Source organism: Bartonella sp. CR127HXZ, assembly GCF_042194555.1.
In the GTDB taxonomy this organism is placed as follows: domain Bacteria; phylum Pseudomonadota; class Alphaproteobacteria; order Rhizobiales; family Rhizobiaceae; genus Bartonella; species Bartonella grahamii.
Map to the genome: position 1 here is coordinate 1 of NZ_JBHIMZ010000080.1, position 608 is coordinate 608.

The 608-nt window shown below is 42.1% G+C and carries 1 protein-coding gene; it reads left to right on the forward strand.

Going from position 1 to position 608, the window contains the following annotated elements; translation table 11 throughout:
* The coding region (locus ACFIKY_RS09210; protein WP_375661754.1) for an autotransporter domain-containing protein at positions 1-608 on the forward strand (608 nt) is incomplete at both ends.

The following is a 608-nucleotide window of genomic DNA, read 5'->3' on the forward strand; positions in this document are numbered from 1 at the left end:
TACACCTATGGAAGCACAGGAACTTTATCTTCTGAACGCGGACCTCTCAAATACGGTTATGGTGCTGATATTCGTTATGCTGCTCTCCAAGCCGGTGTTACATTGGCAGCAATTGAAGGGCAAAATACCACAACACATCTCGGTCTTGTAGGTACCTATGGGCAGCTGTCGTTTACACCAAAGGACATGTCAGATGCCGGTAAGAACACGCTGGATAAATGGTCACTGACAGCCTATGGCAGTATACAACACAACAGTGGTTTCTACATTGATGCACTCTTGTCCTACGGTATCCTAAAAGGGCATATCGCCAATGCCATCAGAGGCAATACCGCAAAGTTGAACGATGCCAAAATGTTTAGTATTTCCACCACTATTGGCAAAGAATTTGCAACCAATATGGAAGGTTTAACATTTGAGCCACAAGCACAAGTTGCCTATCAACATTTGATGTTTAACACCATTGAAGATGCTGATAATTTCACTGTTGATATGAACAATCCTTCTCAATGGTTGATCCGTGTTGGTGGACGTTTGACCAAAACCATTTCCACTGAAAACAACCGTCCTATGTCTTTCTATGGAAAAGTAAACTTGATCAAAACTTT